The sequence below is a fragment of the Nocardia glycosmidis genome (assembly GCF_052545115.1).
This window is the reverse complement of sequence record NZ_JBQWRH010000002.1, coordinates 347,957-374,649: the sequence shown is the minus strand read 5'-3', so window position 1 is coordinate 374,649 and position 26,693 is coordinate 347,957. Positions and strand designations below refer to the sequence as shown.

22 protein-coding genes and 1 pseudogene are annotated in these 26,693 nt (G+C 67.1%); 12 read left to right on the top strand and 11 right to left on the bottom strand.

Features of this window, described 5'->3' with window-relative positions:
• Positions 1 to 145: 145 nt before the first annotated feature.
• Positions 146 to 1,231, top strand: a complete 1,086-nt coding sequence (locus ACT86A_RS04190; protein WP_445090688.1) for a glycoside hydrolase family 76 protein — start codon at positions 146 to 148, stop codon at positions 1,229 to 1,231.
• Here ACT86A_RS04190 and ACT86A_RS04185 read toward each other — a convergent pair.
• Complete coding sequence (locus tag ACT86A_RS04185; protein WP_445090630.1) at positions 1,212 to 1,889, bottom strand: DedA family protein; 678 nt, start codon at positions 1,887 to 1,889, stop codon at positions 1,212 to 1,214. The genes ACT86A_RS04190 and ACT86A_RS04185 overlap by 20 nt on opposite strands.
• Before the next feature lie 55 nt (positions 1,890 to 1,944).
• Complete coding sequence (locus tag ACT86A_RS04180) at positions 1,945 to 2,610, bottom strand: DedA family protein (protein WP_445090687.1); 666 nt, start codon at positions 2,608 to 2,610, stop codon at positions 1,945 to 1,947.
• Between the two features lie 314 nt (positions 2,611 to 2,924).
• Here ACT86A_RS04180 and fbaA point away from each other — a divergent pair, with 314 nt between their 5' ends.
• The 5 genes from fbaA (at position 2,925) to ACT86A_RS04155 (ending at position 7,499) form a co-directional block, all read left to right on the top strand.
• Entirely contained in the window at positions 2,925 to 3,959 is a 1,035-nt protein-coding gene (gene fbaA, locus ACT86A_RS04175; protein ID WP_445090629.1) for a class II fructose-bisphosphate aldolase, read from the top strand.
• A gap of 31 nt (positions 3,960 to 3,990) precedes the next feature.
• Positions 3,991 to 5,109, top strand: a complete 1,119-nt coding sequence (locus tag ACT86A_RS04170; protein ID WP_445090628.1) for a BTAD domain-containing putative transcriptional regulator — start codon at positions 3,991 to 3,993, stop codon at positions 5,107 to 5,109.
• Between the two features lie 191 nt (positions 5,110 to 5,300).
• Complete coding sequence (locus tag ACT86A_RS04165; protein ID WP_445090627.1) at positions 5,301 to 5,513, top strand: toxin-antitoxin system HicB family antitoxin; 213 nt, start codon at positions 5,301 to 5,303, stop codon at positions 5,511 to 5,513.
• On the top strand, positions 5,513 to 5,875 hold the full coding sequence (locus ACT86A_RS04160; RefSeq protein ID WP_445090626.1) for a type II toxin-antitoxin system death-on-curing family toxin: 363 nt from the start codon (positions 5,513 to 5,515) through the stop codon (positions 5,873 to 5,875). Before ACT86A_RS04165 ends, ACT86A_RS04160 begins: the two co-directional genes overlap by 1 nt.
• Positions 5,876 to 6,035: 160 nt before the next feature.
• A complete protein-coding gene (locus tag ACT86A_RS04155; RefSeq protein WP_445090625.1) occupies positions 6,036 to 7,499 on the top strand; it encodes a glycoside hydrolase family 183 protein in 1,464 nt (487 codons plus the stop codon).
• A 53-nt stretch (positions 7,500 to 7,552) separates the two neighbouring features.
• On the opposite strand, the gene ACT86A_RS04150 is transcribed toward ACT86A_RS04155, so the two are convergent.
• The 4 genes from ACT86A_RS04150 to ACT86A_RS04135 form a co-directional block, all read right to left on the bottom strand.
• A complete protein-coding gene (locus ACT86A_RS04150) occupies positions 7,553 to 8,482 on the bottom strand; it encodes an inositol monophosphatase family protein (protein WP_445090624.1) in 930 nt (309 codons plus the stop codon).
• Positions 8,483 to 8,506: 24 nt separating this feature from the next.
• A complete protein-coding gene (locus tag ACT86A_RS04145) occupies positions 8,507 to 9,673 on the bottom strand; it encodes a helix-turn-helix domain-containing protein (RefSeq protein WP_445090623.1) in 1,167 nt (388 codons plus the stop codon).
• Between the two features lie 850 nt (positions 9,674 to 10,523).
• Positions 10,524 to 11,576 (bottom strand): fused (3R)-hydroxyacyl-ACP dehydratase subunits HadA/HadB, encoded by a 1,053-nt coding sequence (locus ACT86A_RS04140; protein WP_445090622.1) that lies wholly within the window; start codon positions 11,574 to 11,576, stop codon positions 10,524 to 10,526.
• Between the two features lie 98 nt (positions 11,577 to 11,674).
• On the bottom strand, positions 11,675 to 14,152 hold the full coding sequence (locus ACT86A_RS04135; RefSeq protein WP_445090621.1) for an Rv0361 family membrane protein: 2,478 nt from the start codon (positions 14,150 to 14,152) through the stop codon (positions 11,675 to 11,677).
• Positions 14,153 to 14,302: 150 nt separating this feature from the next.
• Between ACT86A_RS04135 and ACT86A_RS04130 the strand changes: the two genes are divergently transcribed.
• The gene (locus ACT86A_RS04130; protein WP_445090620.1) at positions 14,303 to 14,746 is read left to right on the top strand and encodes a DUF3151 domain-containing protein; all 444 of its coding nucleotides are present in this window, start codon (positions 14,303 to 14,305) and stop codon (positions 14,744 to 14,746) included.
• Positions 14,747 to 14,855: 109 nt separating this feature from the next.
• Entirely contained in the window at positions 14,856 to 15,953 is a 1,098-nt protein-coding gene (locus ACT86A_RS04125; protein WP_445090686.1) for an FUSC family protein, read from the top strand.
• Between the two features lie 341 nt (positions 15,954 to 16,294).
• Here ACT86A_RS04125 and ACT86A_RS04120 read toward each other — a convergent pair whose 3' ends face one another.
• Together ACT86A_RS04120 and ACT86A_RS04115 are read right to left on the bottom strand one after the other, a co-directional pair.
• On the bottom strand, positions 16,295 to 17,077 hold the full coding sequence (locus tag ACT86A_RS04120) for a site-2 protease family protein (protein ID WP_445090619.1): 783 nt from the start codon (positions 17,075 to 17,077) through the stop codon (positions 16,295 to 16,297).
• Entirely contained in the window at positions 17,074 to 17,733 is a 660-nt protein-coding gene (locus ACT86A_RS04115) for a hypothetical protein (protein ID WP_445090618.1), read from the bottom strand. Before ACT86A_RS04115 ends, ACT86A_RS04120 begins: the two co-directional genes overlap by 4 nt.
• Before the next feature lie 296 nt (positions 17,734 to 18,029).
• Here ACT86A_RS04115 and ACT86A_RS04110 point away from each other — a divergent pair, with 296 nt between their 5' ends.
• The 3 genes and pseudogenes from ACT86A_RS04110 to ACT86A_RS04100 all read left to right on the top strand — a co-directional run.
• The gene (locus ACT86A_RS04110; RefSeq protein WP_445090617.1) at positions 18,030 to 19,319 is read left to right on the top strand and encodes an adenylosuccinate synthase; all 1,290 of its coding nucleotides are present in this window, start codon (positions 18,030 to 18,032) and stop codon (positions 19,317 to 19,319) included.
• Positions 19,320 to 19,436: 117 nt separating this feature from the next.
• Positions 19,437 to 22,040 carry a helix-turn-helix transcriptional regulator gene (locus tag ACT86A_RS04105; RefSeq protein ID WP_445090616.1) on the top strand — a complete coding sequence of 868 codons (2,604 nt, stop codon included), beginning with the start codon at positions 19,437 to 19,439 and terminating at the stop codon, positions 22,038 to 22,040.
• Positions 22,041 to 22,466: 426 nt separating this feature from the next.
• Positions 22,467 to 22,592, top strand: a pseudogene (locus ACT86A_RS04100) (formyltransferase family protein); the annotation flags it as partial.
• Between the two features lie 125 nt (positions 22,593 to 22,717).
• Here ACT86A_RS04100 and ACT86A_RS04095 read toward each other — a convergent pair.
• From ACT86A_RS04095 to ACT86A_RS04085, 3 genes are all read right to left on the bottom strand, one after another.
• Positions 22,718 to 23,275 carry a methylated-DNA--[protein]-cysteine S-methyltransferase gene (locus ACT86A_RS04095; protein ID WP_445090685.1) on the bottom strand — a complete coding sequence of 186 codons (558 nt, stop codon included), beginning with the start codon at positions 23,273 to 23,275 and terminating at the stop codon, positions 22,718 to 22,720.
• Between the two features lie 167 nt (positions 23,276 to 23,442).
• The gene (locus ACT86A_RS04090; RefSeq protein ID WP_445090615.1) at positions 23,443 to 24,507 is read right to left on the bottom strand and encodes a dTDP-glucose 4,6-dehydratase; all 1,065 of its coding nucleotides are present in this window, start codon (positions 24,505 to 24,507) and stop codon (positions 23,443 to 23,445) included.
• A 273-nt stretch (positions 24,508 to 24,780) separates the two neighbouring features.
• Positions 24,781 to 25,050 carry a hypothetical protein gene (locus ACT86A_RS04085; protein ID WP_445090614.1) on the bottom strand — a complete coding sequence of 90 codons (270 nt, stop codon included), beginning with the start codon at positions 25,048 to 25,050 and terminating at the stop codon, positions 24,781 to 24,783.
• 62 nt (positions 25,051 to 25,112) lie between these two features.
• Here ACT86A_RS04085 and yczR point away from each other — a divergent pair, with 62 nt between their 5' ends.
• Positions 25,113 to 26,618, top strand: coding sequence for a MocR-like transcription factor YczR (gene yczR, locus ACT86A_RS04080; protein ID WP_445090613.1), 1,506 nt, complete (start codon positions 25,113 to 25,115; stop codon positions 26,616 to 26,618).
• Positions 26,619 to 26,693 lie beyond the last annotated feature (75 nt).

Here is a 26,693-nt window from a genome sequence, read left to right as displayed (position 1 = left end):
CATGACCTCGCGGAGCGACGATATCGACGTGCCGCACGCGGAGCACGCCGGATCGGCCTCCGCGGCACCGCATCCGTCGGCCGGCCCTTCGCGGTCCGGCCGGGACGCCGTCGCTCCGGCGATACTGTGGTCCGAACGGGCCGACATGGCCGAATCCGCCATCGTCTCGCGTCATCTGCGTGCGCTATGGGTGCTGCCGGGCACGGAGCTGGGTGTGGTGGGCTGGCCGGCCACCAAACGCGAACGACTATTCGGTTCGTGGCACTACTGGTGGCAGGCGCATCTGCTCGATTGCGCGACCGACGCCGCCAACCGCGCGCCGACTCCCATGCGGCGCAAGCGAATCGCCGCACTGGCGCGCGCGCATCGCCTGCGCAATCTCACCGGGTGGACGAACCGCTATTACGACGACATGGCCTGGCTGGCGATCGCGCTGGAGCGGGCCGAGCGCACCCAGGGCGCCGATGTGCGCACCGCGTTGGTCGCGCTGGAGAACACGCTGTACGAGGGCTGGGAGCCGCAGACGGGCGGCGGACTGCCGTGGCGTATCGGCTCGGACTACTTCAACGCCCCCGCCAATGGTCCCGCCGCCATCGCGCTGTTGCGACTCGGCCGGATCCAGCGTGCCCAGGAGATAGCCGACTGGTTGGACGCGACGCTGCGGGACCGGGAGACCGGTTTGATCGTGGACGGGATCCACCTGCCCTCCGGCGAGATCGAGCGTCCCGTCTTCACCTACTGCCAGGGGGTGGTGCTCGGTCTGGAGACCGAACTGGCTCTGCAAACCGGCGAGGCCCGGCACACCGAACGAGTGCACCGGCTGCTTGCGGCCGTCGAGAACCACTTGACCACAGGTGGCGTCGTGCACGGCGGCGGTGGCGGCGACGGCGGACTCTTCAACGGCATCCTGGCTCGCTACCTCGCGATTGTGGCGATGATGCTGCCCGGCGACGGCCCCACGCAACTGGCGGATCGCCGCGCGGCCGCCGCGATCGTGCGCGCGTCCGCCACGGCGGCCTGGGCGAACAGGCTCGAGGTCGAGGGCGAGCCTCTGTTCGGGCACGACTGGAACAAGCCCGCACAGCTGCCCGGTGGCAGCGCCGGAGCGGGATACTTCACCGCGGGCGGTTCGGTGACCTCGTCGAAGGTGCCGGAACGTGATCTGTCCGTGCAGCTGTCGGGCTGGCTGCTGATGGAGGCGGCCTATCAGGTCAGCGCCGCGGGTCTGTGAGCCCGCGGCAGCGTTCGGTCTCCAGCGCCACGGTCGGCGCGTCCTCCAGGTCGAAGTCCTCGGCGGGCCGGGACATCTCCTGCCGGTAGTGCCGCACGCCGAGCACCGTTCCGATGATCAGGCCCACCACCAGCGTGCCGATCACGATCGGCATCAGCCACGGCACCCGCCCCAGGAAGTTGCCCGCGTAGTAGCCGATGAGCAACAGCACCGGCGCCCATACGATCGCGCCGATGGTGCTGGCCACGGTGAACTTGCGGTGGTCCATTCGCGCCGCGCCCGCGACCGACGGGCAGAGCGTGCGGACCCACGGAATCCACCGTGCGACCAGCACTGCGACGAACCCGTGCCGATGCAGCAACTGCGCCACCCGCTGCAGATTGCGGACGTTGATATATCTACCGTCCTTGCGGGCGACCAGATGTTGTCCGGTGCGCTGCCCGATCACATATCCCACCTGGTTGCCCGCGACGGCCGCGATCATCGCGCCCACCGAAAGCGCCCACACGTGCGCTTCGCCGGAGGCGTGCGAGGCCATCACGATGCCCGCCGTGATGAGCATGGAGTCACCCGGCAGGAACAGCCCGAGAATTACCGCGCATTCCAGGAAGACGAAAGCCAGCACCACTGTCCAGACGAGCGCGGGTCCCGCCGACATCAGCGGATCGAAACTGCCCACAGCTAGGGGCGCAGACGCCGTCGACAACGCCGGCTCAGCGTGCGGGATCGCTCGTCGAAGCGGTCAACTCGATGGTATCCGCCTCGGCCGCGGCAGCCTCCGGTGCGCGGCGGCCGAGAAGCTTCTTCGCCACCGCGGTGATACCGGGCAGGATCGACACGAACACGATGAGCAGGAAGATCGCCTCGACATGGTCCCGGATGAACGCGATGTTACCCAGGAAGTAGCCGAGCACCGTGACACCGCCGCCCCAGAGCACCGCGCCGACGAGGTCGAACGCGACGAACTTGCGGTAGTCCATCTTGGACACGCCGGCCAGCACCGGCATGAAGGTCCGCACGATGGGCACGAAACGGGCCAAGATGATCGTCTTGGGCCCGTGCTTCTCGAAGAAAGCGTGTGTTTCCGTCACGTAGTGCTTCTTGAAGAAGCGGGTGTCCTCTTTGTGGAACAGGGCGGGCCCGATCGCCCGGCCGATCCAATACCCGGACTGGTCACCCGCGAACGCGACCAGGACGGTGGCGGGGACGAGCACCCAGATCGACACCGGCGGGTTCGGCTGCGCCGCCAGCAGGCCGCCGGTGAACAGCAGCGAGTCGCCGGGCAGCAGCGGGAACAGCAGGCCGGTCTCGATGAAGACGATCACCAGGATGGCCGGAAGCACCGCGTTCTTCAGCCACGTTTCCGTGAGCAGGTGCATCGGGTCGAGCAGCTCGGTCAGCGCGAGGTTGCTCGTCACCGATTCTGTCGCTGCCTGCAGAATCACGTGGCCTCCTGTCCCGATCCGGCTGGCCTGCGTCGCTCGCTCCCGCGTCGGACGCCGCCAGCGCAAATTACCGGCCCCACAGTACCGGCTGCGGCGGAGAATGCTCGCGCTGTGGGCAATATTACTCGCCAGTCAACTATCCATCGCGTCCCTGGATACCAGGCGAAACTTCGGCTGCCTTAGGGTGAAGGCTGACAAAAGAGGTCTTTCCCGCATCAAATTTGCCGCAACAAAACGGAGGTCTTACTGTGCCCATCGCGACTCCGGAGGTCTACGCCGAGATGCTCGGTCGGGCCAAAGCCAACTCCTTCGCTTTCCCGGCCATCAACTGCACGTCGTCGGAGACGATCAACGCGGCCATCAAGGGCTTCGCGGACGCCGGCAGCGACGGCATCATCCAGTTCTCCACCGGCGGTGCGGAATTCGGCTCCGGCCTGGGCGTGAAGGACATGGTCACCGGCGCGGTCGCCCTGGCCGAGTTCGCGCACGTGGTGGCCGCCGAATACGACGTGACCATCGCGCTGCACACCGATCACTGCCCGAAGGACAAGCTGGACACCTTCGTTCGTCCGCTGATCGCGATCTCGCAGGAGCGGGTCAACGCCGGGCGGAACCCGCTGTTCCAGTCGCACATGTGGGACGGCTCCGCGATCGCGATCGACGAGAACCTGGAAATCGCGCGGGAACTGCTGAAGGCCACGCACGCGGCCAACATCATTCTCGAGGTCGAGATCGGCGTCGTCGGCGGCGAAGAGGACGGCGTCGAGGCCGAGATCAACGAGAAGCTCTACACCTCGCCGGAGGACTTCGAAAAGACCATCGACGCGCTCGGCGCCGGTGAGAACGGCAAGTACCTGCTCGCGGCCACCTTCGGCAACGTGCACGGCGTGTACAAGCCGGGCAACGTGGTGCTCAAGCCCGCGGTGCTGGCACAGGGCCAGCGGGTCGCCGCGGCCAAGCTCGGCCTGTCCGCCGACGCGCAGCCGTTCGACTTCGTCTTCCACGGCGGCTCCGGCTCGCTGAAGTCGGAGATCGAGGACTCGCTGCGCTTCGGTGTGGTCAAGATGAACGTCGACACCGACACCCAGTACGCGTTCACCCGGCCGGTCGCCGGGCATATGTTCGCCAACTACGACGGTGTGCTGAAGATCGACGGCGAGGTGGGCAACAAGAAGACCTATGACCCGCGCAGCTACCTGAAGAAGGCCGAGACGTCGATGGCGGCGCGCGTGGTCGAGGCGTGCAACGACCTGAACTCCGCTGGACGCTCGATCAGCGCCTGACCCTGCGACACCCGTCGGGGGCTTGGTGCACATGAGTCTGGATGTGCGCGTGCTCGGGCCCGTGCGACTGCTCGTCGGCGGTGAGCCGGTGGCCGTCGGCGGGCCCAAACCGCGAGCTCTGCTCGCCGCGCTCGTAGTGAATCGGCGGCGCGCGGTGTCGTCGGCCGCTCTCGCGGACATGGTGTGGAACGAGGATCCGCCCGACTCCTACGCCGCCAGCCTGCAGGTTTTCGTATCGAATATGCGCAAGGCGCTGCGGAATTCCGGGATCGATCCGGCGGCGGTGCTGCGCACCGAGTCGTCCGGGTACCGCTTGGAGATCGACGAGACCGCCAGCGACCTGGGCCGTTTCGAGGCGGCGCGGGAGCAGGGCACCCGTGCCGCCGAGGCGGGCGATCACGCGGGCGCCGCCCAGCTGTTCGGTTCCGCGCTGCGCGAATGGAGCGGCCGGGCGCTGGCGGATCTGGCCGGTCTGTCCTTCGCCGAGGGTTTCGCCACCGCCATGGACGAGGAGCGCCTGCTGGTCGCCTCGGCGCGGATCGACGCCGAAATCGCCTGTGGGCGTGCGTCGTCGGTGATCGGCGAGTTGGTCACGCTGACTACCGAGCATCCGCTGCGCGAACCGCTGTGGGGTCAGTTGATCACCGCGTTGTATCTGTCCGGGCGGCAAGCGGACGCGCTGGAAGCGTGCCGGAAAGTGCGCGGAGTGCTCGCCGACGAACTGGGCATCGATCCGGGGGCCGCGCTGATCGATCTGGAACAGCGCGTGCTGCGGCAGGAGCCGCTGAGCACGGTCGAACTCCGTCAGGTCGAGCGGCTGGCCGCGGCGATGACCGAGACGGTCACCGAACTGCCGCGCGCGGTGCGCAGCGGTCAGTTGCGTTTGCCGAACGGTCGCGTGGTGGCCATCGCACAGGGCGGCCTGCGCATCGGCCGGATGACCGATAACGACCTGGTCCTGGAGGATCCGCGGGCCAGCCGTTATCACGCGCATATCATGCCGAGCCGGGCTGGATTGCTGATCAAGGATCTGCATTCGGCCAATGGCGTCTTCGTCAACGATGACCCGATCGACAGTGGCGTGCTGCTCGCCGACGGCGACCAGATCCGCATCGGCGCGACGATCCTGACCTTTCAGGCCCTGCACTAGCGCAACCGTCTCCCGCGCCTGCGCGACCACAGGACTCCGCCTCGCCAGGCGGGCTCCGCCGAGAGGTACCGCGCGACTGGGCTAGGGCGCCACTGTCTCGGACTGAGAGTCGGACCGGTTCGGTGCCTGCTGCCGTCGCCGGTCACCCGAACAGCGACGAGCCATGCCATGCGTGGTGCTAAATTGGTGCTATGTCGAATCTGAACCTGCGACTTCCCGAGGACCTGCACGCGGCAGCCACCGCTGAGGCCGAGGCCGCCCACGTCTCGCTCAATACGGCCATCTGTGATGCCCTGCGCGACTGGGTCACCGCCCGTGCGCTGAGCCGGAGAGAAGACGTCATTCTGGACCGGGTCATGTCCGAGGACGCCGAGCTTCTGGCCCTGATCCGGGACACTGAATAGTGCGGCCGGAGGCGCTGATCAAGTGCAATCAGCGAGTCACCGAGGGCCGCGGGCGGGTTCGTGATCTCGGGCTGGTTGCGGCGGCCGCCACCAGAGCCGACGTGATAGCTCTCGGTCAGGAGGCCTATCCGACGCCCGAGCTCAAAGCCGCGGCCGTGTTCCAATCCGTCATCCGCGAGCAGCCGTTCAGCGAAGGAAACAAGCAGACCGCATGGGTGGCGGTCCGACTGATCCTTGGCTGCCACCGACTGACCCCCGGCATACACGGCGCGGCCGTGGTGAAACTCATCGACGCCGTCGCAACCGAGCGAACTGATGTCGAGTGGATCGCTTCCCAGCTGGCCGTGCATCCGCTGACATAGCAGAACCCACCCCAGCCGGATACCTCGGCCCGCAGTTGATCCAGCGCTCGTTGATTCGGTGTGTCGTCGCGCCGGATTCCGAAAGCCGAAGGAGGTAGGGTCGGTCCGCTGGTTCGTTGTCCGCAAGTTTGTGTCCGCAACGGATTTCGAGGGGTTTGCTATGGCCACGCGAATGCTGGCCGCGGTCGGAGCTATGGTCTTCGGCGCGGGAATGCTCGTCTACGCCGATCGGCCTGCCGTCGCGGCGCCGGAAATGACCGATCGCGCGGCGGGCGTGGGGCCGTGCGTGACCGACCCGGTGCCGACCCATGAGGCGCTGGTGCCCAAGACACTCGAGGTGCCGATTCCGTATCCCGTGGTTACCGTGCTGCCGCCCGCGGCGCCGGAACCCACGCCCACGCGGATCACGATGCAGCTGCCGCCGGACCCGTGCACCAGCCCCTGCCCGGACCTCACCGACCTGCCCGGCGCGCCACCGAGTCTCGCCGCGCAACTGGGGATTCCGGAGATCTTGTTGAATCCCAAGCCGTTCCACTTCGCGTTTCCCGGCCCCGGCCCGGACCCCGGTTCGGTGCCACCACCCCCGCCGGTGCAGCCGCCGGTCGAACCAGCGGCGCAGTCGCCCGCCCGTCCCGCGCCGCGCCTGAGCCCGGCACGCGAGGTGGCCAAACTGACTGGTGCGAACTCGGTGAACCGGACCGACAAACGCTGGCAGGTGGACGGCACCGATCTCGGCATCATGTGGGAGAGCGCGCCCGGCGAGATCGCGACCGTGTTCGGCGACACTGTCGGGCGCGGTTTCCATCCGCCCGGCGGTATGGGGCTGGATTGGCGCAGCAACGTGCTCGCGTTCAGCACCGATCACGATCTCGCCGACGGGATGAGCTACGACCGGATGGTCACCGACGGCCGCTGCCACGCCGCCGAGATCCTCGCCAGCCGCAAGCTCGACAACGTCGAGGTCACCACGATTCCCACCTCGGGTTTCGCGCTCGGCGGACGCCAATACCTCAGCTACATGTCCATTCGGACCTGGAACAGCGCCCCGGGCACGTTCTTCACCAACTACGGCGGCATCGCCTACTCCGACGACCACGGCGAGACCTGGACCAAGGACCCGCACGCCCGCTGGGACAACATCTTCGGCCTCGCCAACTTCCAGGTCAGCGCGATGGTTCCGCACGGCGGCTATGTGTACATGTTCGGCACCCCCAATACCCGCCTCGGCGCGGTCGGCTTGGCGCGGGTACCCGCGGACCAGATCCTCAACACCACCGCCTACCAGTACTGGCGGGACGGCACCTGGACTCCCGTCGGTGGATTCACCGCGGCCACACCGATAGTGAACGGCCCGGTCGGTGAACTCTCGGTGCGCTACGACACCGCCCGAGACGTCTGGCAGATGAGCTACCTCGACACTGCGAAGGCCGCCATCGTAGTCCGCGAAGCGGATTCACCCCAGGGCGTCTGGTCGGAGAGCACGCCGACCGTTTCGGTACTGGACTACCCCGAGCTGTACGGCGGTTTCATTCACCCCTGGTCGTCCGGGTCGGACTTCTACTTCACCCTGTCGACCTGGAGCGATTACAACGTCTACCTGATGCACTCGGTGCTCGGCGAGTGAACGGCCGCGGCGCCTGAATCGGCAAATCGGGCTGGTCGCCGGTGCATACGATCTCACACGTGGAGTGTTGTCCTGATTTCGCTCGCGAGGTGCGGGTTTCCGGCGGCAATGAATTTTTGGCGCCTGTTCATCGCGCTCTTGATTTCGGGCAATGAGCTCAAGCCGTAATCCAGCGATATGGGTGCTCCGTGTAGATCGATCAGGGTGCCGCCCGCGGCGTGAAGAATGTAGTGACCAGGCGATAGATCCCAGATTGCGAATCCCTTTGCGAATTCGATCATGGCGTCGGAAAATCCGGCCGCTACATGACATAAGCCGATCGAGCCGAAATCGACGCCGATACGGCCTCTCGCTTTTCCGTCCCAAGACGGCGAACTCAACGCGCTGATGAAATTCTGCTGCTCGGCAAGAGGCCGGAACCGTGCTTCGGGGCGCATCATGTAATTGGTGACCAGGGCGCCGGAAAGGCTTGCGTGAGATGGGTTGTCAAGAATGTATTCGTTGCCGTCGTCGGTGATCATGAATGCTCGATCATCGCAACTCTCATCGCGGGCTGCCAAATATATTTGGATAGTATGGAAGATATCACCGACGACCGCTGCAACCGGCCGAGCTAATGTGCGTGAGTACACCATGATATGCGTATAGCCGTACAGTCCGCGCACGGCCAGCTCGCTGGTATCGAGGGGATCGACCAGCACGCACAAATCCGGCTCGGCTTCGTCTCCGACGACTTCCGGATCAGCTTCCTCCGACGCGTAGACGAACGAGGAGATGTACTCGACCAGTATCTCTTTGTAGCGCTGGTGCATCCACAGGTCGTACTCGGACAGGAAGTTGTCGGTATGGCGCAAATTCTCATTCTCTGCGCGACGGCCGGTCAGCGCGGCTTCGATCAGTTGTGGCCGGATTTCTCCGATCATCTGGCGCACCACCTCAGCGATGCGCTGTGCGATGTCGGGGATCCTGCTCGAGCTGGTCATCGGGCGATTGCCTCTCTTCGGGTGTCATCGCAATTCCAGCGGGGGTTCGATGCCGGGTGGGCTCATGGTTGCGGCAATAAAGATAGCCGCGAAGTCGGCGGCACGCATGATCTTGGCTCCGGTCAGCTCATCGAAGCTGCCCACTTTCAAGTCACGTCCTTTGGTCATGGCACCGAACACGGCGAAATACAGCTCGGCATTCGGGTACCGTGCGCGCACCTGATGGGTAAGAAATCCGACAACGTCAGCGTGTTTGACCTCGAAATCGCAGATCAATATCGTGGGTGCATCTCTGGCGTCAGGGAAATGCGATGCGTCATCGAGATCGATTCCATCCCGTATCTTGCTGCAACGGAGGTAGCCGATCTTGCAACGGGAGAAACGGGAAGAAGCGAGGAAAGTGGCCATCACAAGACCGGCTTCGTTCACACCGAAGCACACGTCTACATCCAGGCGTTTGCCGACATTTTTTATTTGTCGTGACAGCCGTTCGATGCCGAACCCGAATGTCTCCCACGTTAAATCGAGTAGCTGGCCCGGGTACGGATTGGGGAGAGAAAACACCATGATGGTGGAGTTGCCGTATTCGACAGTGGGCACCGCAAGGTCGAACTCGCCACCAACCTGGCTTACTATCCCTTCCGGAGCGGTGGCGGACTCCTGTCTCGTCGAGATGGTGTTCGACTGCTCACGCGTGGTTTCCGATGGGCCCTTATTCTGCGCCGTGAACTGCTTGAGCGACAGCTGATCCTCGATTGGCAGACGTTCGTAAGCTTCGGCGATCAGTTCGCTCGGCGACACGTATTCTTCCGCCGCGCCAAGGGGGCCGCGACCGTACGCCGCGCACAAGATCAGCACACTCGACAATGACGGCGGCGACCCTTGGCCACGCCCTCGCGCCCAGGTTTCCCACGCGTTGATAGACGTACCACCCAGGCTGGTCTGATGCCCGGTGACCTGGTTATACCGCTCAGCAGCTTGGTCCTGAGATAAGCCGGCGGCGTATCGAAATGCCTGCAAACTCGGCACATCGGGGTAACTGGCCGACAACTCTGCCGCAGCGCGTCGCACCGACCCCAGCTCGGTCCACAGCTTCTTGCCTACTGCGGCCATCTCACGACCACGCGCTTGCGGGCTCAGCGGTCGGCTCGACGTTGCCTTCGCTTGCGGCAACCTTGATGAGACCCCCACGGACACACCCCTTTCGCACTCCCGAACGGCAGGCGTTCCATCCAAGCTACCCATTCTGATGGGCAGCATCAGGATGAATGCCTGAATTCGCAGGTCAGCGCGCCCATGAATCTGGCGGAGATCGAACCGCTGCACAGGTGTGAGGGGAACAGCCCCGGTGTGACGCTCGTACCCAGCACCCACCTGGCGGGTGCGTCCCAGTTGCTTTCGCGATACGGACGCACCGCTGACCGTGAGCGGCCCGCGGTGACCACAACCCCGCCGGGTGGAGTGCACCCGAACAACATGCGAGACAACAGGGGTGATGTGATGCCATTCAACTGGTGGCGAGAAGCCGAGCAGGACGATACATCAGTGCAAGCGATTATTGACCGCGTGCAGGCCGAGTGGCGTGCCGGGCGCCGACACGAACGGATTCGAGCTTCACAGCCCGACGTCGGACTCTGGCCGGCTGGGTGGCCACACGAAGCGCCCGACTATTCACTGAGTGTTTCCGAGGCACACCAGACTATGCAGCGCCACAGGGGATGCCGAGCTGACCAGTGCCCACGTAAAGCGGTGGCTCGCCAGACGCTGATCGACGCCGGTCGGATGCGACCGGATACCTCGCGGGCGCCGTACTGACGATGGAGCCGTTGAATGCCTTTGCGTTTGATGCCGAGCCGAGTTCGCCGAGATCACCTGCGTCGAAACCGAAGTCACGCCGCCGACACGTTACGACAACCAGCTTTCAAGAGGTCGAAAGCGGCTGGCGATAGCCGATCACCAATCGTCGGCTTATCCAGCCGCGATCTCGTCCTGGCGACAACTGGATTCCAGGCTGGACGGCGGTGCGCGGGCGCTGACGCGCCTACCGGAGCCGGACCTCGGCCAGCGCGCGACCGAACAGCTTGCGTCCGTCCGAGGTGGCGCCGAGCAGGATGGCCGCGGTTCGCGTGTTCGGGTCCAGCGATTTGATCCGGCCGGTGAACTCCACGGTGCTGGCCGCGTCGGCGGCGATCGGGACGAAACCGGAGAAGCGGACGCTGAACTTGCGGATGGCGGTCGGATCGCCCAGCCAGGTGGTGAGGTAGCCGCCCGCCAGGCCCATGGTCAGCATGCCGTGTGCCACCACGGTCGGTAGGCCGGCTACCTGCGCGGCGTGGTCGCTGAAGTGGATCGGGTTGGCGTCACCGGAGACGCCCGCGTAGTTGGCGAGGTCGCCGCGGGTCAGTTGGAAGCTGCCGACGGGCAGCAGGTCGCCGGGGGCGAAGTCGTCGAACGCGGGCACGGTGTGCACCGGCGCGATCCGGTGTTCGACCGGCTCGGTCAGCGGGCTCACGCCGAGCGGGACCAGCTCGTCGCGGTGGGTGGGATCGGATTCGGCCGGCCGCCCGTGCATCATGATGTTCTCGATCACGTCGGCCAGGTGGGCGTCGGCCTCGGCGCCGCGGCGCGCGACGATCGTGGTCGATCCCACGACGGTGACCTCATCGTGCTGGTTGATCAGCGCGAACCGCACCACGATGAAGTCGTTGTCGCCGAACTGCCGGATCGACTCGATCACCATCTCACTGCGGAGCCGGTCGCCGGCCAGGATCGGCCGATAGGTCTCGAAGACCTGGTCGGTCTGCAGGAACTGGGACAGGTCGTAGTCGGCGAGCACCGAATCGAGCAGTGCTCTGGTCCCGGTCATCCCGACCACCGACGCGAAGGTCGGCGGAGCGATGATGCCGGGATAGCCGAGTGCGTGTGCGTCAGCTTCGTGCTGATGCGCGGAGTGCTGGTTCTGCACCGCGCGAGCGAACTCCCGAACCTTTTCCCGGCCGACCTCGTAGTGATCGTCGACCTGGAAGCGCTGTCCGGCAAGCGATGCCGCAACCGCGTCGATGTCCGGCCGCGCGATCGTCTGTTCCCTGCCCATGATCCCGGCCATGCTACTGGCGAGCCGGACCATTGGCCACGGAAGTGTGACGCGCGCGACCGGCATCCGACGCGTGTCGGCTATCACATGGCGGGGGGCTACCCGGTACCGGAAGGCGGGTCGCAGACTTTCCATCCGTCACCGGTGTGTTGCAGGTCGAAGGTACGTTGGGACCGTTTACCTGGGTCGGCCTCGGTGTACACGGTGGCCTGCGCGAGCGCGGTGTCGTCGGTGATGCGGACGGCGTCGATGCTGTCGACCACCGGGATGTTCTTACGCTCCATCGACAGCGCGTGTACGCCGGCGAACTGGTCTTCTGCGAGGCCCTGATAGAAATCGTGCAAGGGCCCGCAGGTGGTCGAGCGCAGGGTGGCCAGGTCGCCGGTTTTCAGGGCATCCGTATAGCCGGTGATGGCGGCCCGCACTTGCGACTCGGGGGAGTTGTCGCCGGACGTGGCGAGCGCCACGATCACCGCGACGAGCGCGACCACGAGCACGGCTGCCGCGCCCAGGACGAGCATCCGCCGATTCGGTCGCGCGGTGTCCGACGGCGCGGTGCTCGGCTGTGGGGGCGGAGCGATCCGCTGCGGTTGCGCGACCGGCCGCTGCTGGGCGGGAACGGTGTGCTGGAAGTCGGCGGGCGATGGGGCCGTCGCCACCTGGCGGGGCGCGCTCGGGGGCCGCGGCGCGGACGGGCGGGTCTGCTCGACTCCCGGTCCATGCTGCGGTGGCGCGGACGGACCGTGCGGCCCGGGCTGCTTGGGACCGGCCGCTGGACGCGGGGTGCTCGGCGGCTTGGTGATCGGCACCGGCCGCGCCGCGGGAGCGACCACACGATCGGTGCCCGGCCGGGTGGCGCCCGCGGGCCGCTGGATCGGCAGCGCGACGGTCTTGGCGTCGTCTACCCCGATCACCGGCATCGCCATGGTCACGTCATCCGAACCCGGCGGGTTCTGCGCATCGGGGGCGGTGGGCGCTGCCGCTTTCTGCTGCGGGTCTGCAGGCCCGGTCGGCGGCTGTGGCTTGCGCAACGCGACGGTCGCGGCGTCGCCACCCGATCGTTTCGAATCCTTCTGCGGGATCGGCGCCGTCTTCGCCGCGGCATCGGGGGTGGTGGCCGTGCTAGGGGCGTGGGCCGCAGTGGATGCGGCTGACGAACTCGGCGCCGGCGATGCCGGGCCGGTCGACTCGGGCCTCGCGCCGGCCGCGCTTGTGGCGCCGGCGGCGGTGCTTGTTGCCTTCGTGCCTTCGGCGACTTGACTCTGCTGCGCCGCAGCCTCTTTCGAAGTGGAGCCAGCGGGGGGAGTAGAGCCGGACGGAAGTTGATCCCGCTTGATCACCTGGGTGCGCGCGTCGGTCGCTGCTCCACCCGATGCGGAACCGGCCTTCGCCGCGCCTGCGGTCGCGCCGCCGGTGGGTGTCCGTTCCGGCGCGGTACTCCGTTCGATCGCCGCCGTTTCCGCGTCCTGCGTCGTGGGTCGATCCGGAACTCCGGTCTGCGCGCCGGAACCGGAACGTGGTCCCGCATCGGTGCTCGTGGCGGCCTCTGGGCGGGAGGACGACGCGTTCTCGCCGTGGTCGGTGCCCGCATCTTCGGACGCGGGTGAACCGGCGGACGGCACTGTGGGCGTCTTCGATTCACTCGGATCGCGGGGCGCGCCCGCGGACTTGGCGGGCGGGGTTCCTGCGGGCTTGCTCGCGTGCGTCGTGCCGGAAGAATCCGCCTCCGCACCGCTGGCGGCGCCATGGCCGCCGGTCTCCGATCGGGACGCGGGTGTGCCCGCTGTTCCCGACTCCGCTGTGGATCGTGCGGCGTTCGTTCCGCTCGGCGTCTTATTTCCAGGTGTGGGGCTGCGCGTGTCACCGGATGGCCCGGTCTCGGACGAGGGTGGGGTCGAGGCTTTCGCGCCGTCGGCTGCGCCGGAAGCCGGTGTGGTGGCGGGGCGGGGCCCGGCTGCACTGGGGCGGGCCGAGTTTCCTGATCCGGCCTCGGGGTGCGGTGTGGTGACGTTCGGCGCGCCGGGTGTGGCGCCGTCGGCGTCGGGCGCGGGTGTCGGGGTGTGTTGCTTTTCGGAGTCGGTGTTCTGGGTGGTGTTTGCCGGTCCGGATGCGGGTGTGTGCGGGGGAGCCGAACCGGGAGCCGGGGTCGCCGGTGCGGTGGTGCCTGCGGGGCGAGCCGCAGGTGTGTTCGGGGTGCCCGGGGCGGCGTCTGCCGAATCCGGTGTCGCCGAATTCGCCTTCTTCGGCGCGTCACCCTGCTCGTTGGGCGCCCGGCCCGATTCGCCGCGCTCAGATGCGCTGGACGCGACGCCGCGCGCCTGCCCGGAAGCGGCACCCTCGACTGCGGAATCCTTTGCTTCCGAGGCGGATTCACTCGCACCACGCTGCGCCGTGGTGCCCGGCCGTCGCGGTTGCCGAGTGATCGGCTGGGTGGGGGCGACCGGAGGCGTCGGCGTGGCTTTCTCGGCGGCCGGGGTGCGGTCGGCGGCGGTATCGGGATGTGCGTCGGCCCCGGCCCGGTCAGCCGGTCCGGCACTACCCCGCGCCGGGTTCTTCTCGTCGTTCGGGTCGGACACGCACACCCCTCGCTCAGGTGGATCTGTGGAACTCGACGCAAGCCTAATGGGCGCAGCCGGACGAAGTCCGCAATCAGTCTCGTGCCGGGCCGAGCGAAGGCGGGGCAGGTGCCTATCGACCACATCGATGTGCCGTGCAGAATGAACCGCATGACCTCGTTCGGTGACCTGCTCGGACCGCAACCGGTACTGCTACCCGAAATCTCCGACGCCGAGGACGCGCTCGGCGACAATGCCGATCCGGCGCGGGTCGCGGCTGATCATCCCGCCGCCTCGATCGCCTGGGCCTACCTCGCCGAGGCGGCGCTGACCCGCGGCGAAGCCGAGGGCGAGGCGGTCGACCACGACATCGTCGCCGCGTACGCCTTCGCCCGCACCGGCTACCACCGCGGCCTGGACCTCCTGCGTCGTAACGGCTGGAAGGGCTACGGTCCGGTGCCCTGGAGCCATGAGCCCAATCGTGGTTTCCTGCGTTGCGTCGGCGCGCTGGCCCGCGCGGCCAAGACGATCGGCGAGACCGACGAGTACGCCCGCTGCCTGGACCTGTTGGAAGACTGCGACCCTCGTGCGGCCGCCGAGCTCGGCCTCGACTGATTCGTAGTGACTGATTTGTAGTGATCACAGCGGCACGTAGCGGTTGGATGAGGGTGGCGGTCGGGTGCTCGAGCTGAATTCCCGGGTCGGCACCGCTCGCGCGAGCGGCATGGCTCAGCTGCGCGTCGCCTGGGACCGGCTGCGGCGTTCGGCGCTGCCGATCGTCCAGTGCGCGGTCGGCGCCGCGCTGGCCTGGTTTCTCGCGCATTACGTCATCGGTCATACGCAACCGTTCTTCGCGCCGACGGCCGCTGTGGTGTCGATCGGTATCTCCTTCGGCGCCCGGCTGCGGCGCTCGGTCGAACTCGTGGTCGGCGTCGCGGTCGGCATCGGCGTCGGCGATCTGTTCATCTCCCGGGCGGGCACCGGAGTCTGGCAGATCGCCTTGGTGGTCGCGGTCGCCATGGCCGCTGCGGTGTTCCTCGACGGCGGTCCGATCATCACCGTGCAGGCGGCCAGTTCCGCGGTGCTGGTCGCGACATTGCTGCCGCCCTCGGTGGGCGGCGGCCTGGCCCGCATGATCGACGCCCTGGTCGGCGGTCTGGTCGGTGTGCTGGTGGTGGCCGCGATCCCCCTGCATCCGGTACGCCGGGCCAGGGTGCTGGCCGCGGACATCCTCGGGGTGATGGGCACCTCGCTCACCGCGTGCGCCGACGGACTGCTCGAGCAGGACCCGGAGAAGGTGCACCGCGCACTCACCGCGGTCCGCGCGACCCAACCGCAGCTCGATTCGTTGCGCGCCACCCTGGAGGGGGGCCGCGAGATCAGCCGGATTTCCCCGCTGTACTGGAACTCTCGTTCGCGGCTCGAGCGCATCAGGGCCACCGCGGACCCGCTGGACAACGCCATCCGCAATACCCGAGTCCTATTGCGGCGTTCGCTGACTCTGCTGCGTGACGACGAAATCCTTCATCCCGGTGTGATCGATGAGGTGGAACGCCTCGGTCAAGCTCTGGACGTGATGCGCCGGATGATGCTCGCCGACCCGGGAGAGCAGCCCGACAGCGCCGAGGCCGCTCGCGTGCTGCGTTCGGTGGCGAAGGGCGCGCACCCGGAACTGGTTGCCGGCGCGGGACTTTCGGCGCACGTCGTGTTCGCGCAGGTGCGTTCGACGCTGGTGGACCTGATGCAGGTGTGTGGGATACAGCGCATCTCGGCGATTGCCCTGCTGCCGCCGATGGTCGAGCAGCCGTACCAAGAGCCGTAAGTCTGAGCCGGACTACTCAGCGGTAATCGGACATTCCTGCCGGGCAAGGTGGTTCGCATCCGTAGCGCCGTCGCGCGGAGTTGATCTACAGGTAGTGCGCTACCCGCGTTTTCCGCGCACCAGCGTCGTAGTTTCGGCAGCGACCGCGGGTCGCGGGGTATCGCGGTCGATCGCTTCGCAAGCGGACGAAATGACTCCGGCCAGGGTGTGGTGGCCGAAGTCGGACGCGGGCGAGGAAGCCGAGGCCGCCTGGTCGATCCGACCGGGCGGCCTTGTGCTGCGTCGGGCGTGCACAGGTCGCTACCGGACCGATATGCGTGCCGGACGCCCTTGGGCCGCAGTCAGGCCCAGAAGCGGGTCAGGTAGCTGCCGTACCGCGACCAATCCGATGGGACGCCGGACAATTCGAACAGCGCGTACACCGCGTCGAAGAATATTTTGTTGATGGCCGGCGTGAAGAGCAGCGCGAACAGGATCAGCATGCCGAACGGCTTGAACTGATCGAGCGAGCGTCTGGTCTGGTAGCTCAAGGACGGCTCGACTACTCCGTAACCGTCCAGCCCGGGCAGCGGGATGAGATTCAGCAGGGTTGCCGTGATCTGCAGGAACGCCAGGAAACTCACGCCGAACCAGAACGCCGGATGCGTTTCGGTGCCGCCGAAGACCCGGACCGCCAGCAGGAGCAGCACCGCGCACAGCGCGTTCACGGCGGGGCCGGCACCGCTGATGATCCGTTGCGTTCGTCGCGCGACGTTGTGGGTGTGCACATAGACCGCGCCGCCGGGCAGGCCGATCCCGCCGAGTGCGATGAACACCATCGGTAGCACGATCGACAGCAGCGGATGACTGTATTTCAACGGATTCAGCGTCAGATAGCCGCGCAGCTCGACCTCCCGGTCGCCCGCGCGCCACGCGGTGAACGCGTGCGCGAATTCGTGCAGGCACAGCGTGACGACCCAGCCGAACACCACGAGGATGAATACACCGGCTTTGGCCCTGGTCGAGTCCACCGGGGCGTCCCAGGCGAGCGCGCCGCCGACCGCCGTGAGCACGACCACGAGCAGGAACACCGGGCTCGGCCGGACCGCGCGCGACCTGCGATTGATCGGGAATGGTGAGTTCATCGCACCAGATGCCAGGACTCGTGGTGGCGGTAGAACGTCGAGCGCGGTACCGGACGGTCGCTGCGGACGTCATCTCTGGTCACGATGGCGCCGGGGGTACCGAGCTGGGCGGCCCGCCCCTCCAGCCAGCCGCGCTTGCGGATGCCCTTGCGCGCGGTGGCCCGCACACCGGGAAGTTCGAGTGATGGCGAGATGATCATGGACGTCACTTTTCCGGAGAACAGCTGGGTGTCGTCGACATAGGCTTCGCCCTCCAGTTTGGCGCCCCCGACGCCGGTGATCACCGCGCGACCGACGAGCACGGTGCCGGTGTCGTCCCGAATCAGCGGCGTCGGCACGGCGCGACCTTCGATGGCGCGCTTGGCCGCCGCGTTGCCGGTGCCGGTGTGGTACACGTGCGCGGCATGGGTCTTCTCGACCGGCACGTAGCCGATCTCCACATGCAGCCGCTCGGTGCGCATCAGGTGGGTGAGCACCGCGGCCAGTGCGGCATCCTCGCCCAGCACGATGAGCCGCGGCAGGCTGTCGGCGGCGAGCACGGGCAGCAGTGCGTCGATTTCGGCGGGGTCGGGAACGGCGGCCGTCTGGGTGGTCGGCAGTGCCGAGAGCGCGATGGGGACGGGTGCGCCGTCGCAGCGGAGAACGTGGGTACTCAAGCTGCCGCACACCTTCCTCGGTTCGAGCCGACACCGTCAGCCCCTTGCCACTTCCGGGGCGAATCCCACTGGGGCCTCGCCCGGGCACGTCGCGCTACCGCTCGGCGTGCCGTGCAACCATAGCCCTGCCCGGCCGCGACCACACGGTTGCCGAGCCTACGGCGAGATCCGACGCGATGCCGCCTCGGCCGGCTCGACTAGACTGTGCTCCCGGCCACCGCCTCAATACGGCAGGTAGCTGCAACACGCCAGTGTTGCCTGTCGAAGTTGCCTGTCCAACCGTAGGAGACACGACCATGCCGGCAATCGTCCTGATCGGCGCCCAGTGGGGCGACGAGGGGAAGGGCAAAGCGACCGACCTGCTCGGCGGCCGGGTGCACTGGGTGGTCCGCTACCAGGGTGGCAACAACGCGGGTCACACCGTGGTGCTGCCCAACGGCGACAATTTCGCCCTGCACCTGATCCCGTCCGGCATCCTTACCCCGGGGGTGACGAACGTCATCGGCAACGGCGTGGTCGTGGATCCCGGCGTGCTGCTCGCCGAGCTGGCCGGGTTGGAGCAGCGCGGCGTCGACACCTCCGGGCTGCTGCTCTCCGCCGACGCGCACCTGATCATGCCGTACCACGTGGCCATCGATAAGGTCACCGAACGGTTCCTCGGAAACAAGAAGATCGGCACCACCGGCCGTGGTATCGGCCCGTGCTACCAGGACAAAGTCGCCCGCGTCGGCGTGCGCGTCGCGGATGTGCTGGACGAGAAGATCCTCACCCAGAAGGTCGAGGCGGCGCTCGAGTTCAAGAACCAAGTGCTGGTCAAGATCTACAATCGCCGCGCGCTGGACCCGCAGCAGGTGGTCGATGAGGTGCTCGAGCAGGCCGACAGCTTCAAACATCGAATCACCGACACCCGGCTGACGCTGAACCTGGCGCTGGAACGGGGTGAGACCGTGCTGCTGGAGGGTTCGCAGGGCACTCTGCTGGACGTCGACCACGGCACCTACCCGTATGTCACCTCGTCGAACCCGACCTCGGGTGGGGCCGCGGTCGGCGCGGGTATCGGGCCGAACAAGATCAACACGGTGCTCGGCATCCTGAAGTGCTACACCACCCGGGTCGGTTCCGGTCCGTTCCCGACCGAGCTGTTCGACGAATCCGGCGCGTACCTGGCCAAAACCGGCGGCGAAGTCGGCGTCACCACGGGCCGTGCCCGGCGTTGCGGCTGGTTCGACGCGGTGATCGCCCGCTATGCCACCCGGGTCAATGGCATTACCGACTACTTCCTGACCAAACTCGACGTGCTCTCCAGCCTGGATACGGTACCGATCTGCGTGGCCTACGAGATCGACGGCGAGCGAGTCGAGCAGATGCCGACCACACAGACCGAATTCCATCACGCGAAGCCGATTTACGAACAGATGCCCGGGTGGTGGGAGGATATCTCCGGCGCGCGGAGCTTCGAAGAACTGCCCGCCAACGCCCAGGCGTACGTGTTGCGTCTGGAGGAGCTGTCCGGCGCGCGGATTTCGTGCATCGGGGTGGGTCCGGGCCGCGACCAGACCATCGTCCGGCACGACATCCTCAGCTAGAACCGGTCGGCGAATCCCATCCGGTCCAGCGGGAATTCGGCGGGTTATGACGAACTCGCCACCGTGATCGTGCCCGCTCGGCTTCGATCATGATCGCTGAAGATCTACAGTTACAGCATGGCTCGGAACTGGCCGATGATCGAGCGGGAAAGCGAATTCGAGGCGATCCGTGCGGCACTGACCGGTCCGGAGCGCGTCGGAGTGGTGCTGACCGGCGATGCCGGAGTCGGCAAGACCACCCTCGCCCGGCATGCGACGGCCGCGATCGGCGGCAATATCCGCTGGGTGGCGGGCACCGAGTCGGCCCGCAGCATTCCGCTCGGGGTGTTCGCGCACATGGTCGGGGTCTACACGGCGCACGACCCGGTGACGTTCATGTCGGCGGCGCGCGAGGCGCTGCTCGCCGACGGGCACACGGTGATCGGCGTGGACGACGCGCACCTGCTCGACCAACTCTCCGCCACCCTGCTGCTGCAACTGGCCATCGACAAGGCCGCGCACATCGTGGTCACCGTCCGCAGCGGGGTGCCGGCGCCGGACGCGATCACCTCGCTATGGAAAGACGGGCACCTGAGCCGCATCAACCTGCGCCCGTTCACCCAGCAGCAGAGCGTGGAACTGGTGGAGTCGATGCTCGGCGGACAACTCGAGGGGTTCACCGCCAATCTCATGTGGGAATCCTCCGCTGGAAACGCGCTGTTCCTTCGGCATTTGGTCGAGGGGGCGCTGGAGGCGGGCACGCTGCGGCAGGTCAACGGCGTGTGGCAGCTGCGTGGGCGAGCCGCGGTGACCTCGGAACTGGCCGCATTGCTGGAGGACCGGGTGGAGCAGCTGCCCGAGTCGGTGCTGCGGGTGCTGGAACTGCTGACCTTCTGCGAGCCGATCGACCTGGACGTACTCGCCGAATTGGCGGGTGAGGCCGCGGTGGAGGCCGCGGAAACCCGCGGTGTCATCCGGGTGATGGAGAATTCGCAAGAGCTGAGCGTGCGCTACAACCACCCGCTGTTCGGTGAGGTCATCCGGCGCAGGCTCGGGATCGCCTCGGCGCGTCGCCTGCGCGGCCGCCTGTATTCCTCGCTGAAGGAACGTCCGATCAAATCCGCGGCCGACCGTATCCGGTTGGCCGAATTGGCCTTGGACAGCGACAAATCCGCCGATCTGGAATTGTTCGAGGCGGCCGCCGCCGACGCGATCGGACTGGCGAATCTGCCTCTGGGCGAACGCTTCGCGCGAGCCGCGGTGGAACGACGCGGCGGGGTGGAAGCCGCCGACCTGTTGGCGCGGGCCCTGCTGTGGCAGGGCCACCGGATCGAGGCCGAACGCACGTTGGCCAGCTTCGACCCCGACCAGCTCGACGAGGTGCAGCTCGCGCGCTGGGGCAGCACCCGGGTGGCGAACCTGTTGTGGGCCATGGGCGATGCCGACCGCGCCGACCAGGTGCTCACACTCGTGCGCGGGAAGGTGCGCCACCCGAAGATCGCAGCCATTTTCACCGGTTTGGCGTCGGCCGGCGCGGTCAACGAGAACAACATCGATCACGCGGTCGCCCTGGCCGAGACGGTCATGTCCACCGCGGACGCACCGCCGTGGGCGGTGTGGTGGGCCGCGTTCGGCGGCGGCTTGGCCTTGGCGTTGATGGGCAAAGCCGACGCAGCCGAGCAGTACGCGGCCCGCGGGCACGACGTGGAGGAGCATATCGACGGGCTCAACCGCTTCATGTCCACCCATGCGGAGGTGCTCGCGCTGACCTTCACCGGCGATCTCGAGGCCGCGCGGCGTTGCGCGGGAGCGTATTTCGGTTACTCTTCGCCCGGCCAGTACCTGGCCTGGGGGATGTCGAAGATCCTGCAGGGCACCGTCGACGTGGCGCAGGGCCGGTTCGCCGACGGCATCGAGCATTTGGAACAGGCGCTGGCCGCGCTGGCCGCGGAGGGCGCGGCCGCCTGGATGTTTCCCGCGAGAATCCGCCTGGCGGAGGCATATTCAGCGCTCGGTCGCGCCGCCGAGGCCGCCGAGTCGATCGCGCACGCCACCGCACGCGGCGGCCGGCACAGCGCGGTCTACGAGCCGCAACTGGCAATCGCCCGCGCCTGGGTGGCCGCGGCCGAAGGAACCGTATCCCCGGCCATCCGGATCGCGGTCGCCGCCGCCGATGCGGCGGCCCAGTCGCATCAGCACGCGATCGAGGCCATGGCGCTGCATACCGCGGCTCGTTTCGGCGACCATACCGTGGCGGGCCGACTGGCCGATCTAGCTGCCCGCGTGGACGGGCGACTGGTGCAGGCGCAGGCGCAGCACGCAATGGCGCTGTCCACCCACGACGGCCACGGACTAGATGCCGCCGCAGCGGAATTCGAGCGGATCGGCGCGATGCTGTCCGCCGCCGACGCCGCAGCGCAGGCCGCGTCGGCACATGAGCGGGCCGGGGATCGACGCAGGCTGTTGGAGTCCGCCGCCACCGCCAACCGCCTGGCCGCAGCGTGCGGCGGAGCGAGCACCCCCGCGCTGCGCCAGGCCGCCCAACCTTTGCCGCTGACCGCACGGGAACGGGAGATCGCGAACCTGGTGGCGGCGGGACTGTCCAATCGGCAGATCGCCGACCGTCTCACCGTCTCGGTGCGTACCGTGGAGGGCCACCTGTATCGGGCCTGCATCAAGATGGACGTCACCGATCGCGAGTCTCTCGGGGCCCTGATGCGCGGCGAATCCGGAAAGGGGTGAACTGAGAGGTGCGGTCAATGGTGGTGGCGTGTGTGGTAGCAGCCGGGGTGGCTTTGGTCGCCGGGTGCTCGGACGGACAGCCTGGACCGGTCACCAGTTCGGCGCGCCCCTCGGTAACGGTGGCGCCGTCGAGCTCGGAGACTCCGCAGGAACGCAACGTCAGGATCCGGCAGAAGCTGATCGAACTCGGTTGTTCGTCGAATACGTGCATCCAGACGTACTTCGGCTGTATGGACGGTTACATCACCGGGGAAGCCTGCGATTTCTACCACGATCATCCGATCGATTAGTTCTGCCCGGTCGCGCTTCGCGACGTCGTGGCGGCCACTCGGGCGCGGGTCAGGACGCGGATGGAAGTGATCGGTCCCGTTCGGTCAGGCCGCTCTTGTCCGTGTCGCGCGCCGGTGCTGCTCGTCCTTGTGTAAGGAACTCGAGGGGCGGGCGATCAATATCCATCACTCGATGCTGCCCAGTTTCGAGGGTGCGCGTCCCTATCATCAAGCCCACGCGCGTGGTGTCGAACCAGTCGGCGCGACGGCTCACTACGTCACCCGCGCAGGTGCCCGCGACCGGCTCCGGCGGGCCGCCGTTCAGGTCGGTATCCGGTCACCGGATAACTTTCGTCGACAGGGCAGGGTTGTCTAGCGCTGGTCGCGCCGACCAGTGGCTTCAGGGGTTCAGAACAGGGTGGGCTCGCCGAACCCCGGCGTGCGCTCGATGGTCAAAAGCCGCCGTTTGGTGTCTATTCCGCCGGGGGCGGTGAATCCGTGCAGCGCATGGTCGGCCGCGAGCACGCGATGGCACGGGATGATGAGCGGAATCGGATTGCGGCCCAGGGCTTGCCCGACGGCCTGGGCAGCGCCGGGCGCGCCGACACGCTCGGCGACCTGGCCGTAGCTGAGGGTATGGCCGGGATCGATGGCGCGGGTCACCGCATAGACCGCGCGGTGGAACGCTGGAATTGCGCTGGTGTCCACGGGGATCCACCGCAGATCATCGAGCTCGCCCGCGAGGTGGGCACGAATACCCGCGATGGCTTCGGCGATGACGGCGGTGGGCGCTCGCTCGTGGACCTCCGCGCTCGGGTATCCGGCGGCAATTCGGGTGATGCGGGCGCGGGTCGCGGCCGGGCTCGCTTCGGGGAGCTGAAATCGGATCACGGCGTCGCCGCTCCACGCGATCGCGCAGCAGCCGATCGCGGTATCGAACAGCGCCGCCGCGACCGGGTGGGCCATTGCCGAATGACTCTCGACCCCGGGCTCCGCAGCGGAGCCGGTGCCCTTGGCCGCCGCGTGGGCCAGGCGCGTGGCGTCACTCATAGACCAAGTCTGCACCTGGGGACCGGCAAGTTTGTACTGATCAGTCCACGAGTTCGAGTTCCCGGCCCGGCAGGGACAAGGGGCTAGCGCGCGACCGGTGGTGCGGCCTGGCTCCAGTCGAAGCCGAGTTCGCCCTTGTCGGCGATGACCTGCTCCCACCAGTCGCGATGCTCGACATACCAGGTGACCGTGTCCGCGATCCCGGCCGCGAAGTCGTGGCTGGGCTGCCAGCCCAGTTGTGATTCGATCTTCTCCGGGTTGATCAGGTAACGGCGATCATGGTTCGGCCGGTCCGGGATGTGCTCGATCGACTCGCCGGGATCGCGGCCGAGAGCAGTGACGACAATGTGCGCGATGTCGAGGTTGGTGACCTCACAGCGGGCGGAGATGTCGAAGATCGGCAACAACCCGGGATCGGTGGCCGCCGACGCCGGGATCGGGTCCAGCTCGGCGTGCAGCACCTGGTGCACCGCAGCGCAGTGATCGGTCACATGCAGCCAGTCACGGCTCTGCAGACCGTCGCCGTACACGGGTACCTTGCGGCCACGCAGCAGGTTCGTCACCGCCAGTGGGATCAACTTCTCCGGCAGCTGATACGGACCATAGTTGTTGGCGCAGTGCGTCATCCGGATGTTCATCTCCGGATAGGTCTGCATATACGCGCGCACCATCTGATCCCCCGCCGCTTTCGCCGCACTGTAAGGGGTCTTGGCATTCAAGGGCGACTTTTCGGTGAACCACTTGTCCCCGGCCGCCAACTCGCCGTACACCTCGATCGTCGACACATGCACATGCGATCGAACCGGCACCAGACGGCTGCACTCGGCCATCACCTGCGCCCCCAGCCCATTGCTGCGCATGAACGCCGACGGACCCAGAATCGCCCGGTCGTTATGTGACTCCGCCGCGAAGTTCACCACGAAATCCGGCCGATAGCGCCGGTAGATCGCCTCCATAGTTTCGAGTTCCGCGATGTCAGCCCGTTCGAAGACGATGCGGTCGATCACCGAATCCAGATTTGCGGCGTTGCCGGCGAAACCGATGTAGTCGACCGCTATCACCTCAGCGGCCGGTTCCCACTCCAGCAAGCGGTGGACGTAGTTCGCTCCGATAAAGCCTGCGGCACCGGTCACGAGGTAGACAGACATGGATGCTGATCGTAGCCGAGTTCCAGCAGGGTCCCCGGGGCATTGCCGTCGCCACGCTCGCCGATCTGGCACGGTTGGACGACTATCCACCCCGGACACTGCCACCGAGATGAGCCCGGAGAGTGCAGGCCACTTGAATACGAGCCTTTATCCATGCGATCGACTCGAGATCAAGTGGTCAGCGGTGGGCTCTGAACTACCCTGACTACGCTACAAGCGCGCAGACGTCCCCGTACTGGTCGAGCGGCCTGCACCGTGCCGGTCCAGTTGGCATCAGAAAGGTCTGCGCGGCTGTAGATCGCCACGTGAAGCGGCCTTCTCCGTATCGGTCCAGTCGGGATCGGGCACATCCGCACGGCTGTAGATCGCCGCGAGATCGGAGTATCGCCGCTGGTAATCGTAGTGTGAGAGCGTTCGGTCCGACAGCGGTATGCCCGGGTGGAAGCGTTCGAGGCGGAAGTTGCGCTCGTCGCGTTTCGGCCCGAAGAGATAGATCAGGAAGCCGAAAACGGCGACTGTGCAGAGAGTGGCGAGGGCGGTCATTACGTCAGGGTGCGTTCAACTGGCCTTGCAAAGAAATATCCAATCAGCCGATACTGGACTCTATGGCGACGAGAGTGATCGGTGCGGGCAGTCTGGCCCGCGATCTGGGCAGCTGGCGCAACGCGCACGACGGCGAACCGGATGCCGGCGCACGACGGTCCGCGCGGCCGGCATATCTGGCGCTGGCCGAAGGTATCCGGCTGCTGATCCACGATGGTCGGGCCCCGCTCGGTGTGGCGTTGCCCAGCGAACGCGACCTCGCCGCCACGCTCGGGGTCAGCCGCACCACCATCACGTCCACCTACGCGCTGCTGCGCGAGCACGGCTACCTGATCAGTCGTCAGGGTTCGCGCAGCACCGTGGCGCTGCCGCGTGACGTGCAGCACGACGGCATCAAGCCGGCCAGGAGCATTCTGGTCATGATGGGTTCGCCGCCGCTGCCCACCATCGACCTGACCTACGCCGCTATGGCCGCGCCGCTCGAGATGCAGGACGCGTATACCGCTGCGTTGGAAGGGATTCCGGCCTACCTCGACACGCACGGCATGGATCCGGTCGGTGTGCTGGCGCTGCGCGAGGCAATTGCCCGCCGCTACACCGCGCGCGGCCTGCCGACCGAGCCGGAGCAGATCCTGGTCACCCTCGGCGCTCAGCACGGCATGCGTCTGTTGCTGAATGTGCTCAGCGCGCCCGCCGCCCGCGTGCTCATCGACCATCCGACCTATCCGAACGCCATCGAGGCGATTCGCGACGTCGGCGCGCGTCCGGTGCCGGTGCCGCTGCGCCCGGACGATCCGGCGGCCGGCTGGGACCTCGACGGAATCCGCAGCGCGGCACAGCAAACCGCGGCCAGCCTGGCCTACCTGGTGCCGGATTACAACAACCCGACCGGCCTGCTACTCGACGCCGAGGGTCGCGCCGAGCTGGCCGCCATCGCCCGCGAGACCAGGATGACCATGGTGATCGATGAGTCCATGGCAGATCTGGGGCTCGGCGACGCCGCTGCGCCGCCTCCGGTCGCGTGCTTCGCCAAGGGCGCCGAGATCGTCACGATCGGCTCGGCCTCGAAGTCCTTCTGGGGCGGTCTGCGGGTCGGCTGGATTCGCACCAATCAGGCGCTGATCGCCAAGCTGCTCGGCATCCGCTCGACGGTCGACCTCGGCACGCCCGTCATGGACCAGTTGGCCACCGTGCACCTGCTCGAGCACGCGGATGCGATCCTCGACCGTCGCCGGGACCAATTGCGTTCGCAACGCGCCGCTCTGCTCGATGCGCTCGCCGAGGAGCTGCCGGATTGGCGCGTCACCGTCGGGGCGGGCGGCATGTCGGTGTGGGCGCAGTTGCCGACCTCGGTGTCGACGGCGCTGGCTGCCACCGCCCCCAATCACGGCGTATTGCTCGCGGCGGGGCCGAGATTCGGCGTGCAGGGTGCGTTCGAACGCTTCCTGCGGCTGCCGTTCACCCACCGGGAGCCGGACTTGCGGTTGGCGGTCAAGGCGATCGCATCCGCCTACGAGGCGCTGACGCCGCGCGCCACTGATCCGTTGACGCCACTGACTTGCTACTGAGCGGATTTCGCGCGGAAGGCTGAAAGCCCGTAGAGGTCTTCACGAAACCGGCGCCGGCGCGCTCGGCCACCCCGT